Here is a 13448-nt window from a genome sequence, read left to right on the forward strand (position 1 = left end):
ATTACCTCGTCGGGGGATCGAGCGGCGGAGGGTCAGCTCTTGCCGGCGGGGTTGATCTCGGAGGTGCTGATCGCCCCCGCGGAGACGCCCCACTTGTCGAGGATGGTCTTGTAGGTGCCGTCCGCCATCAGCGACTGGATCGCGCCCTGGACGGCCTTGCTGAGCGGCGAGTCCTTGGCCAGGATCACGCCGTACGGGGCGGCGCCGTAGGTCTCGCCGAGCTTCTCCAGCTGGCCGCCGGTCTGCTTGAGGGCGTAGTCGACGACCGGGGAGTCGGCCAGCATGACCTGGTCGCGGCCGGAGACCAGCGACTGGGCGACGTCGGTCTGCAGGGCGAAGCGGTCGCCGTCGTTCGGGATGGTCGGCTTCTTGGCGTTGACGCAGTCCGGGTTGCGGGTGTCCTTGATCTCGTCGGCCTGGGTGGTGCCGTCCTGGACCGCGACCTTCTTGCCGCACAGGTCGTCCAGGACGATCTTGTCCGGGTTGCCCTTCTTCACGGCGGCGGAGGTGCCGGCCGAGAAGTAGGTGACCATGTCGACCTGCGCCTCGCGCTCCTTGGTGTCGGTGAAGGAGCTCATGCCGAGCTGGTACTTGTTCGACTGGATGCCGGGGATGATGTCGGTGAAGCCGGCGCTCTGGAAGTCGGCGGTCAGGCCGAGCTTCTGGGCGATGGCCACGCCCAGGTCGACGTCCATGCCGACGATCTTGCCCTTCTCGTCCTTGAACTCGTTGGGCGCGTACGAGGTGTCGGAGCCGACGACCAGCTTGCCGCCGGCCTTGAGGTCGGCCGGGACGAGGGCGGCCAGCGCCGGGTCGGCCTGGACGGCCGCGATGGCCTGGGTGGGGATCGGGGCGGCGCCCGAGGTGGTGGTGGTGCTGCTGGAACTGCCGCAGGCGGTGAGGAGCAGCGAACCGGCTGCGAGGGCCGCCGTGGCGGCGATCGGCCGCAGGCGCGGGGAACGGGCAGCGGGCATGGGGGTCTCTCCTCCTGGAGTCGGACGGTGATCGCGCTGCCGGGTGGGGTGGCGCGGTACAGCGGGGTCGTCGTTCGCCACCCTCCGCCGAGGTGACAGGTGGATCCGATGTGGGGGGAATCCTGCCACTCTGGGTGGCCAAATCATCCCCGCGGCAGATCAAAATCGGATAACAGGACTGGCTACCGTCCGTTATCCGGAACATTTTCCCTGATCATGTCACCCGGTGCATAACCATGCACCGGGTGACCACGGGTCGGACCGGCCCCTAGAAACTGCCGTTCACCACGGCGCTCTGCACCGCGCCGCCGGTCAGGCCCCACTTCGCCAGGACCTCGTCGTACTGCCCGTTGCGGATCAGCCGGTCCAGCGCCTTCGCCACGGTGTCCCGCAGCACGGTGTCCTCCTTCTCGAAGGCGATCCCGTACGGCGCCACCTGCAACTGCTCGCCGACCACCTGGAACTGCCCGCCGCCCCGCCCGTGCTGCACGGCGTGCGCCGCCACCGGCGCGTCGTCCAGGTCCACCGCGGCCCGGCCCTGCGCGACCAGGGCCAGCGCCTGGTCGTCGGTCTCGGTCTCGGTCACCGTCAGCTTCCGGCCGGTCTTCTGGCACGCCTCGGCCTGCCGCTCCAGCAGCGACGCCTGCACGGTCTCCCGCTGCACCGCGGCCGTCCGCCCGCACAGGTCGTTCAGGCCGGTGATCCGCTGCGGGTTGCCCTTCGCCACCACGATCGAGGTGCCGGTGACGAAGTAGTCGACGAAGTCCAGGCCGTCGTTGACCTTCCGGGCCTGGTCGTCGGTGCCGTCCCGGCGCTGCGGGTTGTCGGTCATCCCCGACATCACCAGGTCGTACTCGTTGGCCTGCAGCCCCAGCCGCAGCCGGTCGAACGGCACGTCGCTGAACTGCACCTGCACGCCCAGCACGGCGCCCAGGGCATTGGCCAGGTCCACGTCCAGGCCGTCCGGCTTGCCGCCGTCCGCCTTGAAGCCGATCGGCGCGTACGTCAGGTCGGAACCGATCCGCAGCACCCCCGACGACCGGATGCGGTCCGGGAGTTGGGCGTGCAGGTCGGCCGCGGTGGCCCCGGCGTCGCCGCCGCGGCCCGACGAGGCGGTGGCGCCGCAGCCGGTCAGCAGCAGCGCGCCGGTCAGCGCGGCCGCGGTGAGGGCGGCGGTGCGGGGCGTCGCCACGGGTCTGGCGGAGGGAGTGGCCGTCGACATCTGGGGTCCTCCTGTGGGAGAGGGGGTGAGCCCCCGCCGCTGCGCGCCGGTGTGCGCGACCGGTGCGACGGGGCAGGACGCGTCCCCACGGGCGGGGGAACGTCCGGACAACGGTGGTCGAACACCGGATACTGCCATCCCGGCCTGCTCAGCCGGGTAGCGGGTGTGTCAGAATCTGGTATCGGGTGACCCCCGACGCAGAACTCAGACCGCCGGTTCGCCACAGGGCCGGGGTGCCGCAGGAACGGAAGCCGTCACCGGCTCCGTATCCGAAGCGCCAGCTCCCCTCCGTGTCTGCGTTCACGCCTGCGAGTGCCCGCGGACCCCTCGCTTCGGGGGCCACGCGGAACAAGAAGGACCCGGCACAGGTGCGGTGCCGACGTCCGGACGAACAACGCAGAACACCTGAAACCCTCACCCCGAGGGCGTCGCCCGACGGCTGCGCCCCGACCCGGACGGGTGCGCCGAGGACGGCGCGCCCGTACTCGCGCATCGGCGCGCGACCGGGCCGAAAGTCCGTCGGACGCGCGCCTTCGCTGAATATGACGAAGAGGTCATTGTGGCAGCGGAGATCATCACCGACACCCAGAGCACCGACGATCCGGTCGACGCCGTCTTCGCGCTCCACCGCGGCGGCAAGATGGAGATCCGGGCGACCGTCCCGGTCCGCGACGCGGACGACCTGTCGCTCGCCTACACCCCGGGCGTGGCCCGGGTCTGCACCGCCATCGCCGAACAGCCCGCCCTGGTGGACGACTACACCTGGAAGGCCAACACCGTCGCCGTCGTCACCGACGGCACGGCGGTCCTCGGGCTCGGCGACATCGGCCCCAGGGCCTCGCTGCCCGTGATGGAGGGCAAGGCCATCCTGTTCAAGCAGTTCGGCGGCGTCGACGCGGTGCCGATCGCGCTGGACTGCACCGGGGTCGACGAGATCGTCGAGACCGTGGTCCGGCTCGCCCCGTCCTTCGGCGGCGTCAACCTGGAGGACATCTCCGCCCCGCGCTGCTTCGAGATCGAGAAGCAGCTCCAGGAGCGGCTCGACATCCCGGTCTTCCACGACGACCAGCACGGCACCGCGATCGTCACCACCGCCGCGCTGTGGAACGCCGCCCAGGTGACCGGCCGTCAGATCGGCGACCTGCGCGCCGTCATCTCCGGCGCCGGTGCGGCCGGCGTCGCGATCGCCAAGATGCTGCTCGCCGCGGGCATCGGCGACGTCGCGCTCTGCGACCGCCGCGGCGTGGTCCACCAGGGCCGCGAGGACCTCACCGACGTCAAGGCGGAGATCGCTGCGCTCACCAACCGCAGCGGCCTCAAGGGCAGCCTGGCCGAGGCGCTGGACGGCGCGGACGTGTTCATCGGCGTCTCCGGCGGCACCGTCCCGGAGGAGGCCGTCGCCACCATGGCGCCCGGCTGCTTCGTCTTCGCGATGGCCAACCCCACCCCGGAGATCCACCCCGAGGTCGCCCACCGGTACGCGGCGGTCGTCGCCACCGGGCGCTCCGACTTCCCGAACCAGATCAACAACGTGCTGGCCTTCCCCGGCATCTTCGCCGGTGCGCTCTCCGTCCGGGCCAGCCGGATCTCCGAGGGCATGAAGCTCGCCGCGGCGAAGGCCCTGGCGGGCGTCGTCGCCGACGAGCTGACCCCGCAGAAGGTCATCCCCTCGCCGTTCGACGAGCGGGTCGCCCCGGCGGTCACCCGCGCGGTCGCGGAGGCCGCCCGGGCGGAGGGCCTCGCCCGGATCTGATCCGCCGACGCGGTGCCGCGGGGCCCGCCCGGGGACGGGACACCGTCCGGGGCGGGCCCCGCGTCCGTGCGGGGCGGGGACGCGCAACGGCGGTGCGGGAAAAGCAATATGGGGACGTTCACAGTGAGTCGTGGTTAACGCGCGGGGGGCCGCCCGGTTAGGGTCCGGGCATGTTCGCTGCCTACGCCGCCCGCATCAGCCCCGACGACCCCCTGAGCGCCCTGGAGCTGGGCGAGGTGCCCGAACCGGAGGCCCGGCCCGGCTGGAGCGTGGTGACGGTCAGGGCCGCCACGCTCAACCACCACGACCTGTGGTCGCTGCGCGGGGTCGGCCTGCCCGCCGAGCGGCTGCCGATGGTGCTCGGCTGCGACGCGGCGGGCGTGGACGAGGACGGCAACGAGGTGGTGATCCACTCGGTGGTCGGCCAGAGCGGTCACGGGGTGGGCCCGCACGAGCCGCGGTCCATCCTGACCGAGCGCTACCAGGGCACCTTCGCCCAGCGCGTCGCGGTGCCGACCTGGAACCTGCTGCCCAAGCCGAAGGAGCTGAGCTTCGAGCAGGCCGCCTGCCTGCCCACCGCCTGGCTGACCGCGTACCGGATGCTGTTCACCAACGCCGGGGTCAAGCCCGGCGACACGGTGCTGGTGCAGGGCGCCGGGGGCGGGGTGTCGACCGCGCTGGTGGTGCTGGCGAAGGCCGCCGGGCTGCGGGTGTGGGTCACCGGCCGGGACGAGGCGAAGCGGGCCCGGGCGGTCGAGCTCGGCGCGGACGCCGCGTTCGAGAGCGGGGCGCGGCTGCCGGAGCGGGTGGACGCGGTGATGGAGACCGTCGGCGCGGCGACCTGGTCGCACTCGGTGAAGTCGCTGCGCCCGGGCGGCACGATCGTGATCTCGGGGGCGACCAGCGGGCCCAGCCCGAAGGCCGCCGAGCTGAACCGGATCTTCTTCCTGGAGCTCAAGGTGGTCGGCTCGACCATGGGCTCCAAGGAGGAGCTGGCCGGGCTGCTGGCGCTGTGCGCCAACGCCGGGGTGCGGCCGGTGATCGACTCGGTGCTGCCGCTGGCCGACGCCCGGGAGGCGTTCGCCCGGCTGGAGCGCGGGGACGTGTTCGGCAAGCTGGTGCTCACGCCCTGACGGGAAGGACGGAGCGCCCCCGACCCGTCCTCGGGGGCGCTCCGTGTCTCGGCGGGCGCGTCAGCGCTCGTCCAGGGCGCGGACGGCGGCGGCCAGCGCCTGCTGGGCCCGGGCCAGCCGGGCGGCGTCGACGCCGCGGTCGCGGGCGGTGTCCCGGACGTGGTCGCGGAACCGGTCGAGCAGGCGCTCCAGCTCGCGGGCCGGGTCGCCCGCCGGGTCGGTGCGGGCCCAGTCGGGCAGCTCGGTCGGCGCGGACGCCCCGGCGGCGGGCGCGTCCTTGTCGAGGTCGATCCGGGCGGCCGGCTCCTCGGCCGCGCCCCAGCGGGCCGCGTCCGCCAACGAGCCCAGGCCGCGGGTGAGTTCGGCCAGGCCCTCGGCCAGCCCGGCCGACCAGTCGCCGCCCGCGGCGTGCGCCCTGACCTGCTCCTCGACCCGGCGCTTGAGCCGCAGCGCCTCCTGCTGGGCGGCGGTGCGGGCGGCCCTGGACTGCTCGCGCAGCCGCTTGGCCTCGGCCTCGGCGGCCTTGGCCTGCTGCCGGGCGGCCTTCTCCTGCTCCTTGGCCCGGCGGGCCTGCTCCTTGGTCTCGGCCTTGAGCCGGGCGAACTCCTCCTTGGCCCGCTGCCAGGACTCCTGGTCGCGCCAGGGCGTCCCGCCGGAGGTGGTGGTGCCGGGGTCGGTGGCGGCCTGGCTCCAGAGCTCGGCGCGCAGGTCCTTGGCGTTGTCCCGGACGTCCTGCCGGATGGCTCCGGCGAGCTGGCCGACCGAGTCGTGGATCTCGGCCTCCAGGTCGGTCAACTCGGCCGAGCGGGAGGCGAGTTCGGCCCGCCCGGGCTCGGTGAGCCGGTAGACCTTGCGGCCGCCCTCGGTGGTGTGGCTGACCAGGCCCTCGGCCTCCAGCTTGGCGAGCCGGGGGTAGACGGTGCCCGCGGAGGGCGCGTACAGGCCGTGGAAGCGCTCCTCCAGCAGGCGGATCACCTCGTAGCCGTGCCGGGGGCTCTCGTCGAGCAGCTTCAGCAGGTAGAGGCGCAGTCGCCCGTGGCCGAACACCGGTGTCATCAGGACTCCTTGGTCAGGTCGAGCGGGGCCGCCGACAGCTCCTTGGGCGGGCGGTCCTCCTCGGCTTCGGGGCGGCGCTGGACGGTGACCGCGCCGGTGACGGTGGTCACCGAGAGGCGGCCGCGGCCGGTGCCGAGCTGGCCGGAGAGCTTCTTGGAGCCCCAGCCGCCGCCGACGCTCAGTTCGGCGAAGGCGCTGGAGAGCGTACCGCTGGTGGTGCCGGCCTCGACCTTGGCGTCGGCCAGGGCGGGCAGCCGGACGCCGACCGCGCCGGAGACGGTGTTGACCGCGATGTCGGTGGGGGTGGCGGCGTCCAGGTCCAGGGTGACGGCGCCGGAGACCGAGTGGGCGCGGATCCTGGTCGCGGACCCGGCCACCAGGGTGACCGCGCCGGACACCGTGTTGACCTTCAGTTCGCCGGACAGGCCCTCGGCGTCGACGTCCCCCGAGACGGTGTTGGCGTTGACCAGGCCGGTCAGGCCGGCCAGCGTGGTGGCGCCGCTGGCGCCGTGCACCCCGACCTCGCCGGCGATGCCGGAGATCGTGGCGTCGGCGGAGACGGTGCCGACCCGGACCACGGCGGCGGCCGGGACGGCCACCGTGAGGTCGGCGCGGCGCTTGCGGCGCAGGCCGGAGAAGAAGGACTTCACCGTCTGCACGGACTTCACGGCCTCGCCGAACTCGCTCCAGCTGAGGTCCTTGTAGGTGACGGTCAGCACGCCGTCCTCCAGCGAGACCTGCAGCGGCTCGCCCTCCAGCCCGGCGACCTCCAGCCGGGCGGGGCCCTCGGTGGGGACCACGTTCACGGTGCCGTCGACGACGCGCACGTGCAGGCTGTGCACGTCCCCGTCGAAGGCGATCTGCTGGGCGCTGTCTACCGTCCACTGGGTCATTTCGGGCTCCCCGTCCGTCCTGTCCTCCGACACGCGATGTATCGCGTCCTTCTCGTTATTCACGATATATCGCGTAGCCGGGAAGTCAAGGAGCCCCGACCCCCACCCCGACCCGGAGCGCACCCCGAGACGGCGATCCGGGAGAACCCCGGGAACGGCCGCGGCCCGGAAGGCGAACTCGCCTTCCGGGCCGCGGCGCCGACGCCTCGTCAGCGGCTCACTCGTCGTCCTCGTCGTCCAGCCGGGCCAGCCAGGTGGCCAGCCGCTCCACCGGCACCTCGAAGTCCGGGTTCAGGTCCACGAACTCCCGCAGGCGCTCGGCCAGCCACTCGAAGGTGACCTCCTCCTCGCCACGCCGGCTCTCCAACTCCTCGATGCCGCGGTCGGTGAAGTACACGGTGGTTCGCTCCGGGGGTGCAGGTTCTCGGTCCGTCGGGACCCAGGATAGTGCGGCGCCGATCAGCCGTTGTACCGGTAGTAGCTGAGCGAGAGCGACACCGCGCCGTCGTTGCTGACGTTGCTGATCTTCATGATCGCCACGCTCCAGGTCTGCCGGTTGCGCACGCAGATCATCCGGCCCGGCGGGAGGTCGGCGTACGGGAACGCCGCGCTCGGGTTCTTGTCGATGGCGTCCGAGCACTCCTGCGGGGTCAGCGAGTCCGCCTTGCTGAGGTACCGGTCGTAGTCGTCCGGCACGTACAGCTTGTCGTAGCTGGGCCGCAGGAGGGTGTCGCTGAGGGAGGTCGGCACCACCTTGCCGTTGAGCAGGTCGAAGCCGTAGTCGTTGCTGGGCGCGGACAGCTCGCGGTCGGTGTAGACCGCGGAGAACCCGGCGGGCGCTCCGCTCTTGCGGGCGGAGGGCGAGGGGGACGCCGAGCCGGTGTGCTTGGACGGGCTGTCCGACGGCGCCGCCACCTGGTCCTGGCTGCCGGCCCCGCCCCCGGCCGGGGGCGGAGCCACCGTGACGGTCTGCGTCGCGGTCGGCTTGCCGCCGTCGTCCTTGTTCAGCGTCCTCATCAGCAGCAGGCCGCCGGTGGTGCCCGCCAGCAGCGTCACCAGCGCGACCACCAGCAGGGTCTTCCAGGACACCCCGCCCCGGCGCTCCGGCTTCGCGGCCCCCGTGGCGGGCGGCTCGGCGGCCAGCGGGACGGCGGGCCCGGGCGGCGGGGTGTGCTGCTCGGTCAGCCGCAGCGTCGGGTCGGCCGGGGCGACCGGGCCGGTCACCGCCTCCGAGGGCGGGGTCGGCGGCCCGAACGCGCCGGACGGCGGCCCGACCGGGGCCGGCTGCTGGACGGGCGGCGCGGTCGGCGCGGTCGGCGCGGTCGCCGCGGGCTGCTGCACCGGCGGTGCGGCCGGGGGCGCGAGCGGGGCGGCGACCGGCAGCGGGGGAGTGGCGGGCAGGGTCGGCGGCGCCGCGGGCAGCGGGGTCGGCGGCGTCCGCGGCAGGTCGGAGCGCCGGGTGATCTCGGTGTTCACCTGCCCGGGCAGCCAGTCCTCGCCGAACCGCAGCTGCCCGCCCACCACCGGGTGCTCCCGGGCCGCCTGGATGATCTCGGCGGGCGTCGGCCGGTCCGCCGGGTCCTTCGCCAGGCAGCGGCCGATCAGCTCGCGCAGCGGCGCCGGGACGGTGCTCAGGTCCGGCTCCTCGTGCACCACCCGGTACAGCACCGCGGTGTCCGGCCCGTCGCCGAACGGCGGCGCGCCGCCCGCCACGTACGCGGTCAGCGCGCCCAGGGCGAACACGTCGGTGGCCGGGGTGATCGGCCTGCCCTGGGCCTGCTCCGGCGACATGAACGCGGGCGAGCCGATCCGGTAGCCGGTGCCGGTCAGCGCCGTCGCGTCGGCGGCCCGGGCGATGCCGAAGTCGATCACCCGCGGCCCGTCCGAGGCGACCAGCACGTTGGCCGGCTTGAGGTCCCGGTGCACCACCCGGACGCTGTGGATCGCCTGCAGCGCCTCCGCGATGCCGCCGACCAGCAGCAGCACCGTCCGCACCGGCAGTGCCCCGTGCTCGCGCACCACCTGCTGCAGCGAGGGCCCCGGCACGTACGAGGTGACCAGCCACGGCGCGCCCGACTCCAGGCCGCCGGAGTCGATCACCTGCGCCGTGTACAGCCCGTGGATGCGCTGGGCGCTGCTCACCTCCTGCGCGAAGCGGCGGCGGAACTCGCCGTCCTCGGCGAACTCCGGGCGCACCACCTTGAGCGCCACCGGGCGGCCGCCCGGCGTGTACGACAGGTAGACCCGGCCCATGCCGCCCGCCCCGAGCCGGGCGAACAGCCGGTAGCCGCCGACCTCCCGGGGGTCGTCCGCCAGCAGCGGCTGGAAGACCGGCGGGAGCGGGGCGGGGTTCTGCGGAGTGTCGGCTGCCATGCGGCGGGTCCCCCTATGGATGAGCGTGTCGAAAGACGGCCGCCCCGGCACCCGGCAGCGGGAACGGCGAACCATAACCTATCGACCCGTCAGATCCCGTGCAGCCCGCGGTGTCCCCCCGTGCGTCACGGTCCGGAAACGGAACCGGAGACGGAACCGCCCCGCCCCCGGGGAACCGGGGGCGGGGCGGTTCCGCGTTGTGCCGTGCCGCGCTCAGCGCGTCAGAGCGAGAACACCTCTTCGATCAGCGCCTGCTGCTCGGCCGCGTGCCGCTTGGCGGAACCCACGGCCGGGGCCGAGGAGGCCGGACGGGCCACCCGGCGCAGTCGGGCGTTGCCGCCGGAGCGGCCGATCACGACCTGCAGGTGGTCGACCAGGTTCATCGCGATGAACGGCCAGGCACCCTGGTTCGCCGGCTCCTCCTGCGCCCAGACGAACTGGACGTTCTCGCCGTAGCGGCCCAGCTCCTCCTGCAGCTCGGCCACCGGCAGCGGGTACAGGCGCTCGACGCGGACGATCGCGGTGTCGGTGACGCCGCGCTCGGTCCGGGCCGCCTCCAGGTCGTAGTAGAACTTGCCGGAGGTGATGACCACCTTGCGGACCTGCGCCGGGTCGACCGTGCTGTCCCCGATCACCGGGCGGAACGAGCCGCTCAGGAACTCGGAGGTGGCGGACGCCGCGGCCTTCAGGCGCAGCATCGACTTCGGGGTGAAGACGATGAGCGGCTTGTGGTGCGGGTTGTGCGCCTGCCAGCGCAGCAGGTGGAAGTAGTTCGACGGCAGGGTCGGCATGGCGACCGTCATGTTGTCCTGCGCGCACAGCTGCAGGAAGCGCTCCGGGCGGGCGGACGAGTGGTCCGGGCCCTGGCCCTCCATGCCGTGCGGCAGCAGCAGGACGACGCCGGAGTGCTGGCCCCACTTCTGCTCGGCGGAGGCGATGTACTCGTCGACCATGGTCTGCGCGCCGTTGACGAAGTCGCCGAACTGCGCCTCCCACATGACCAGCGCGTTCGGGCGGGTCAGCGAGTAGCCGTACTCGAAGCCCATCGCCGCGTACTCGCTGAGCAGCGAGTCGTAGACGGTGAAGCGGGCCTGGTCCTCGGTCAGGTACATCAGCGGGGTGTAGTCCTCGCCGGTGTTCCGGTCGATCAGCACCGCGTGGCGCTGGCCGAAGGTGCCGCGGCGCGAGTCCTGGCCGGCCAGGCGGACCGGGTGACCCTCCATCAGCAGCGAGCCGATGGCGAGCGCCTCGCCGGTGGCCCAGTCGATGGTGTTGTCCTCGACCGAGGCGGCGCGGCGCTGCAGCTGCGGCAGCAGGCGCGGGTGGACGGTCAGCCAGTCCGGCAGGTTGACCTGCGAGGCGGCGATCCGCTTGACCATCTCGGCGGAGATGCCGGTCTGGATGGAGACCGGGAAGTCGGCGACCGGGCGGCCGGTCTCGGCCGGCGCCGGGGCGGCGGTGGCCTCGCGGACCTCGGCGAACACCTTCTCCAGCTGGCCCTGGAAGTCCTGGAGCGCCTGCTCCGCCTCTTCCATGGTGATGTCGCCGCGACCGATCAGCGCCTCGGTGTACAGCTTGCGCACCGAGCGCTTCTTGTCGATCAGGTCGTACATCAGCGGCTGGGTGAACGACGGGTTGTCGGCCTCGTTGTGACCGCGGCGGCGGTAGCAGATGAGGTCGATCACGACGTCCTTGTGGAACTGCTGGCGGAACTCGAAGGCCAGGCGGGCCACCCGGACCACGGCCTCCGGGTCGTCGCCGTTCACGTGGAAGATCGGCGCCTCGATCATCCGGGCGACGTCGGTGCAGTACATCGACGAGCGCGAGGAGGTCGGGGCGGCGGTGAAGCCGACCTGGTTGTTGACCACGATGTGCACGGTGCCGCCGGTGCGGTAGCCGCGCAGCTGCGACATGTTCAGGGTCTCCGCGACCACGCCCTGGCCCGCGAAGGCCGCGTCGCCGTGGATCTGGATCGGGAGCACCGGGAAGGTCGTGCCGCCGAAGTCCAGGATGTCCTGCTTGGCGCGGGCGATGCCCTCGACCACCGGGTCGACGGTCTCCAGGTGGGAGGGGTTGGCGGCCAGCGACACCTTGATGGTCTCGCCGTCCAGGCCGGTGAAGGTGCCCTCGGAGCCGAGGTGGTACTTCACGTCGCCGGAGCCGTGCATCGACTTCGGGTCCAGGTTGCCCTCGAACTCGCCGAAGATCTTGCCGAACGGCTTGCCGACGATGTTCGCCAGCACGTTCAGGCGGCCGCGGTGGGCCATGCCGATCACGGCCTCGTCGAGGCGGTGCTCGGCGGCGGCGTCGATGGTGGCGTCCAGCAGCGGGATGAGCGACTCGCCGCCCTCCAGCGAGAAGCGCTTCTGCCCGACGTACTTGGTCTGCAGGAAGGTCTCGAACGCCTCGGCCGAGTTCAGCCGGCGCAGGATGCGCAGCTGCTCCTCGCGCTCGGGCTTGGTGTACGGCTTCTCCAGGCGGTCCTGCAGCCACTTGCGCTGCGCCGGGTCCTGGATGTGCATGTACTCGATGCCGACGGTGCGGCAGTACGTGTTGCGCAGCAGGCCGAGGATGTCGCGGAGCTTCATCATCTTCTGGCCGCCGAAGCCGCCGACCGCGAACTCGCGCTCCAGGTCCCACAGGGTGAGGCCGTGCGTGGTGACGTCCAGGTCGGGGTGCTTGCGCTGCATGTACTCCAGCGGGTCGGTGTCGGCCATCAGGTGGCCGCGGACCCGGTAGGAGTGGATCAGCTCCATGACGCGGGCGGTCTTGTTGACCTCGTCGTCGTGGGTGGTGGCCACGTCGGTGGCCCAGCGCACCGGCTCGTACGGGATGCGCAGGGACTCGAACACCTCGTCGTAGAAGTTGTTCGCGCCCAGCAGCAGCTGGTGGATCGAGCGCAGGAACTCGCCCGAGGCCGCGCCCTGGATGACCCGGTGGTCGTAGGTCGAGGTCAGGGTCATGATCTTGGAGATGCCCAGGCGGGCCAGCGTCTCCGGGGAGGAGCCCTGGAACTCGGCCGGGTACTCCATGGCGCCGACGCCGACGATGGTGCCCTGGTTCTGCATCAGGCGCGGCACGGAGTGCACGGTGCCGATGCCGCCGGGGTTGGTCAGCGAGACCGTGACGCCGGTGAAGTCGTCCATGGTCAGCTTGTTGGCGCGGGCCCGGCGGACGATGTCCTCGTAGGCCTGCCAGAAGCCGAAGAAGTCGAGCGTCTCGGCCTTCTTGATCGCCGCGACGACCAGCTGGCGGTCGCCGTTCGGCTTGACCAGGTCGATGGCGAGGCCCAGGTTCACGTGCTCGGGCTTCACCAGGTAGGACTTGCCGTCCTCCACCTTGTAGCTGTAGTTCATGCCCGGGTTGGCCTTCACGGCCTGGACCAGCGCGTAGCCGATCAGGTGGGTGAAGGACACCTTGCCGCCGCGGGCGCGCTGCAGGTGGTTGTTGATGACGATGCGGTTGTCGATCAGCAGCTTCGCCGGGACGGCGCGCACCGAGGTCGCGGTCGGAACCTCCAGCGAGGCGTCCATGTTGGACGCCACGGCCTTGGCCGGGCCGCGCAGCGCGATCAGCTCGGGGCCCTCGGCGGCCTTGGCCGGCGCGGCGGCGGCCGGGGCCGCGGCCTTCGGCGCGGGCGGCGCGGCGGGGGCGGCCGGGAGCGGCGCGGGGGCGGCCACCGGCTGCGCGGGCGCCGGCGCGACGGGCGCGGGGGCGGCGGGCGCGGCGGGAGCAGCGGCAGCGGGAGCGGCAACGGGGGTCGGCTGGGCGCCGACCGGAGTTGCGGCCTGGGTCACTGGAGTCACCTCGGTACCGGGCTTGTAGTCGGCGAAAAAGTCCCACCAGGCACGGTCGACCGAGGCCGGGTCCTGGAGGTACTGCTGGTAGATCTCGTCGACGAGCCACTCATTGGGGCCGAAGCCAGTGGAGCTTGCCGAGCTGGGGGTTTCTTGGTGTGGCGACACGGGGCAACCGCCCTCTTCCGCTTCCTTTTGGGATGGTGGACAGCGGGGATTAAGGCTACGCCTCCGACCAGTGATCGCG

At 72.5% G+C, this 13448-nt stretch carries 9 protein-coding genes; 2 read left to right on the forward strand and 7 right to left on the reverse strand.

Going from position 1 to position 13448, the window contains the following annotated elements:
* Positions 1-32 precede the first annotated feature (32 nt).
* Positions 33-974 (reverse strand): ABC transporter substrate-binding protein, encoded by a 942-nt coding sequence (locus tag QSK52_RS07015; RefSeq protein WP_285734775.1) that lies wholly within the window; start codon positions 972-974, stop codon positions 33-35.
* 268 nt (positions 975-1242) lie between these two features.
* Entirely contained in the window at positions 1243-2196 is a 954-nt protein-coding gene (locus tag QSK52_RS07020) for an ABC transporter substrate-binding protein (RefSeq protein WP_285734777.1), read from the reverse strand.
* 559 nt (positions 2197-2755) lie between these two features.
* Here QSK52_RS07020 and QSK52_RS07025 point away from each other — a divergent pair.
* Both QSK52_RS07025 and QSK52_RS07030 read left to right on the forward strand, forming a co-directional pair.
* Positions 2756-3949, forward strand: a complete 1194-nt coding sequence (locus QSK52_RS07025; protein WP_285734779.1) for an NAD(P)-dependent malic enzyme — start codon at positions 2756-2758, stop codon at positions 3947-3949.
* A gap of 170 nt (positions 3950-4119) precedes the next feature.
* Complete coding sequence (locus QSK52_RS07030; protein WP_285734781.1) at positions 4120-5082, forward strand: zinc-binding dehydrogenase; 963 nt, start codon at positions 4120-4122, stop codon at positions 5080-5082.
* Positions 5083-5142: 60 nt separating this feature from the next.
* On the opposite strand, the gene QSK52_RS07035 is transcribed toward QSK52_RS07030, so the two are convergent.
* The 5 genes from QSK52_RS07035 to QSK52_RS07055 all read right to left on the reverse strand — a co-directional run bounded on the left by QSK52_RS07035 (position 5143) and on the right by QSK52_RS07055 (position 13369).
* Positions 5143-6138, reverse strand: coding sequence for a PadR family transcriptional regulator (locus QSK52_RS07035; protein WP_285734784.1), 996 nt, complete (start codon positions 6136-6138; stop codon positions 5143-5145).
* The gene (locus QSK52_RS07040) at positions 6138-7031 is read right to left on the reverse strand and encodes a DUF4097 family beta strand repeat-containing protein (protein ID WP_285734786.1); all 894 of its coding nucleotides are present in this window, start codon (positions 7029-7031) and stop codon (positions 6138-6140) included. The genes QSK52_RS07035 and QSK52_RS07040 overlap by 1 nt, the downstream gene beginning before the upstream one ends.
* 217 nt (positions 7032-7248) lie before the next feature.
* Positions 7249-7428, reverse strand: a complete 180-nt coding sequence (locus QSK52_RS07045) for a DUF6104 family protein (protein ID WP_030457779.1) — start codon at positions 7426-7428, stop codon at positions 7249-7251.
* Positions 7429-7490: 62 nt separating this feature from the next.
* Positions 7491-9404, reverse strand: coding sequence for a serine/threonine-protein kinase (locus QSK52_RS07050; RefSeq protein ID WP_285734787.1), 1914 nt, complete (start codon positions 9402-9404; stop codon positions 7491-7493).
* A 221-nt stretch (positions 9405-9625) separates the two neighbouring features.
* Positions 9626-13369: a multifunctional oxoglutarate decarboxylase/oxoglutarate dehydrogenase thiamine pyrophosphate-binding subunit/dihydrolipoyllysine-residue succinyltransferase subunit gene (locus tag QSK52_RS07055; protein WP_285734789.1), complete on the reverse strand. Its 3744-nt coding sequence runs from the start codon at positions 13367-13369 to the stop codon at positions 9626-9628.
* Positions 13370-13448 lie beyond the last annotated feature (79 nt).

The organism is Kitasatospora phosalacinea (assembly GCF_030268885.1).
In the GTDB taxonomy this organism is placed as follows: domain Bacteria; phylum Actinomycetota; class Actinomycetes; order Streptomycetales; family Streptomycetaceae; genus Kitasatospora; species Kitasatospora phosalacinea_C.